We start from the raw sequence: 3215 nt of genomic DNA on the forward strand, positions 1-3215 counted from the left end.
TTGGACGAATAAAGGATACAGGAACAGTTGGAAGAAACACAACAACTCCAAGTCCAAAGCCGTCTAATTCCCAACCACCACAAAATGGCTCGAATAAAAAGCCTAACGAGGATAAGGGTACGGGTAAAGTTCAAACTGGTGGTAGAGAACTTTCAGTAGATGAATATTTAAAACGACTTGATGAAGCGGATGATATGTACGAATCCTTTAGAAAATCCAAAACGGATGTAAATTCTATTGCTAAAAATACAGGAATGAACGAACAAAGGGTACAAAGAATCAAAGATCATTTATTGTTCAAAGAGCACATTAAAGAACATGGAGTTGGACGTTTTGATTCAGATTATGAAATTGCACAAGCATGGGATAGGCTCCAAAAAGGGACCCACAAAAAGAATGATATTGATTTATTAAATCATGAACTTTTTGAGTCAAGATTTGAAGGGATATTTAAAACGGACTATAGGACGGCCCATGATAAAACAGTAGAGTCTGGGCGTCCATGGCATCCACCAGAGGAGGAATAAAAATGGCTTCATACGTTTTATTACTAAAAGAATATGAAGATAATGAAACTGTAGTTTACAGATTCGGACCTAATGAAAATATTATGGGGAAAATTGAGTTAAATAAATTTACTAGAAAATTTTCAGAGTTAGAAGTTATCCCAGATAACAATTTTCCATCTAAGTTTTATTATGATAGAGCTGCTCAAAGATTGGCAGTTTGCCTAGTAAAAGAAGGTGGTGTATTTCCTGATAGAACAGCTTTCGAATCATAGTAACTTAAAATTACCTTGATTGGCTAAATGCCTTTCAAGGTTTTTTCTTTAATTTATATTAAATCAACTGAAATTTGAGTGAGACAATAAGAAAATGATTCGTTTGAGAATCGAAAACTCATGAAGGCTGGACCATCAAGGAGTACTATGTAAACAGTTGTCTAGGAAGAAAAGTGTGAGAATTAGGCGAGATGACATTTTACATGCAGGAGGTAGTTTTGTATGGAATAGTGACTAAATAAACGATAATGACAAAGCTCGTGGCGATGAACAAGGATATAAATAGATTTTAATTGTGTACAGTTAAAGATATCCTTGAATTTGAATTAATAACTCATGAAGGCTAGGCCATCGAGAAGTGCTATTTTAACGCTAATGTAATAAGAGCGAGAATAGGAGAGATGACATTTTACTTACAAGGGACCACTTATGGATGTCATAGGGACGAAACACACGAGATTAAACAAGCTAAAGTGTTTAAACGTTACACTTGCCAAGTAGTATAAAAGATGTCATACTGTCGATATAAAAATAACTTATAAAACTTTCAAATATATTAATAAACTTAGAAAATTTATAAACTTAAAGCACTTGATTGTCTATAATAGGCGACAAGTGCTTTTTCATGTTTAAATACGTAAATTGAAAAGATTACGATTATTTAATTAGTGTACTAAGTATTAAATTTTATACAAGTACTTGCATACAAGGGGAAGAAAATACGATGGAAATAGAGGTTTCGATAGATAAGTTCGTTATAGATTATAAGGATGTACCACATTCAGCATTTTTACGTGTTTATATGTTGGGGGTGAAGAAATATCAAGTGAAAATGAAGATTTATAGTGGAACATATAGCTATGAATTGCACATGCGGAAAAGTGACGATGTATATATTCATATGTATTTTAAAAACTTTAGAGAAACAGAAGGTCACTTACATACCCTAAGGATTGAAACAAGGCCAGAGCATTACTCACATTTCAGAGAAATAATAGAGATGATAGGGAAGCGGGCAAGCCGAGTAGAATTTGTGAGCTGTGATGTAGCGTACGATATACCAACGAAACTAGAAAATGTGGTCGTTATACCAATAGATGTGCGGAGGAAAATGAGTCATTGTGAAACGACACGTTATTTTGGTGAAGGTTATCAAAGAAAACAGAATGGATATTGTCGAATTTATGATAAGAGACTAGAGCTATTTAGAAATAAAGGTATTTATTTGGAAAACGATTTGAGTAGGATTGAAGTCGTCTATAAACCAGATGAAAAAATAGAGCTTAAAGATATAGAGAGACATTCGCCAAAACAGAATAAACAATACTTTGCGGCGGTGATAATGGATTGGCAAGCGTTGGAGAAGAAAGAAGTAGAACGAGTCATTAATTTACGAGATGGAAAAGACATGTACACGCAGTATATACGTAGAGCAATAAAAAAGCCCCTTGCGAACCAGTATCGAGTGGATTTCGACGAGTTAGCAGGAGCAGTATGGAAACAACTGATAGATGAGCCATGTTCGATGGTACTTGGGGTTGCTTAGTCAATTGGCTCTAATACAAGGAGGTCTTGAATAGAAACTTGTAATGTATCGCATAAGATAGAGAGAATACGTGTATGCAGACATTGTACAGGGCGAGTACATAGGTCATTTACCGTATTCGGACGTAAAGCGGCTTGTCTGGCAAGTTGCCGACGGCTCATTTGTTTTTCAATTAAAATTTCATTGAGACGTAAACGAATAGTAGAAGACATAATAAAAACACCTCTTTTTAGATTGTAACGGTTATGTATAGTGTACGACCATACTAGAGAAAAAACGACTGTAAAATAAAGGGTTGTGCAAAATTTGGGTAAGGTCGTACAGTATGTTGTAACGGATAGACGTTACACACAAGTTATCCGCAAAAAGCGAATAAGCGTTACAGGGACTTTAATTGCTGTAACGGGAGAGGGCATTATGAAAGAGAAAGTAGTTGGATATGTACGAGTTTCAACAGAAGGGCAAGTACGTGAAGGATATAGTTTAGCGTATCAAGTAGAAGAAATTGAAAGGTATTGTGACAAAAATAAGCTACAACTGCTCCACATATATGAAGATAGAGGACTCAGCGGAGCGACAGTTGATGAAGATGGATTAACAATTGAGCGAGAAGGCTTGCAAGAGCTATTAGCAGATATAGAATATCATCAAGTGAGCCAAGTAATTGTATTAAATACATCTCGTTTGTGGCGCTCTGATATGGCAAAAGTATTGATACAACGAGAGTTGAAAAAAAATAACGCAGATGTGAAAGCGATTGAGCAGCCAAAATACAGCATATACACACATGAAACAAATGATTTTTTAGTGAATGGGATGTTGGAGCTATTAGACCAATATCAACGATTACAGATTTCAATGAAACTAAGTAGGGGCAAAAAGAAAAAG

4 protein-coding genes and 1 pseudogene are annotated in these 3215 nt (G+C 35.2%); 4 read left to right on the forward strand and 1 reads right to left on the reverse strand.

Going from position 1 to position 3215, the window contains the following annotated elements; translation table 11 throughout:
• The 3 genes and pseudogenes from KVT27_RS26820 to KVT27_RS22910 form a co-directional block, all read left to right on the forward strand.
• Positions 1–527: pseudogene (locus tag KVT27_RS26820) on the forward strand (hypothetical protein); the annotation flags it as partial.
• Positions 528–529: 2 nt separating this feature from the next.
• The gene (locus KVT27_RS22905) at positions 530–781 is read left to right on the forward strand and encodes a hypothetical protein (protein WP_146552568.1); all 252 of its coding nucleotides are present in this window, start codon (positions 530–532) and stop codon (positions 779–781) included.
• A 724-nt stretch (positions 782–1505) separates the two neighbouring features.
• Positions 1506–2327: a replication initiation protein gene (locus KVT27_RS22910; RefSeq protein WP_217582004.1), complete on the forward strand. Its 822-nt coding sequence runs from the start codon at positions 1506–1508 to the stop codon at positions 2325–2327.
• Here KVT27_RS22910 and KVT27_RS22915 read toward each other — a convergent pair.
• The gene (locus tag KVT27_RS22915; RefSeq protein ID WP_049664058.1) at positions 2324–2539 is read right to left on the reverse strand and encodes a helix-turn-helix domain-containing protein; all 216 of its coding nucleotides are present in this window, start codon (positions 2537–2539) and stop codon (positions 2324–2326) included. The genes KVT27_RS22910 and KVT27_RS22915 overlap by 4 nt on opposite strands.
• 205 nt (positions 2540–2744) lie before the next feature.
• Between KVT27_RS22915 and KVT27_RS22920 the strand changes: the two genes are divergently transcribed.
• The coding region (locus tag KVT27_RS22920; RefSeq protein ID WP_217582006.1) for a recombinase family protein at positions 2745–3215 on the forward strand (471 nt) is incomplete at its 3' end.

Origin of the sequence: Lysinibacillus sp. GbtcB16 (assembly GCF_019091145.1) — a bacterium.
Classification (GTDB): Bacteria; Bacillota; Bacilli; order Bacillales_A; family Planococcaceae; genus Lysinibacillus; species Lysinibacillus fusiformis.

Excerpts from the sequence above, each read along its gene's own strand:
- KVT27_RS22915 (WP_049664058.1), bottom strand. The coding sequence starts at position 2,539 with ATGTCTTCTACTATTCGTTTACGTCTCAATGAAATTTTAATTGAAAAA.
- KVT27_RS22910 (WP_217582004.1), top strand. The coding sequence starts at position 1,506 with ATGGAAATAGAGGTTTCGATAGATAAGTTCGTTATAGATTATAAGGAT.
- KVT27_RS22905 (WP_146552568.1), top strand. The coding sequence starts at position 530 with ATGGCTTCATACGTTTTATTACTAAAAGAATATGAAGATAATGAAACT.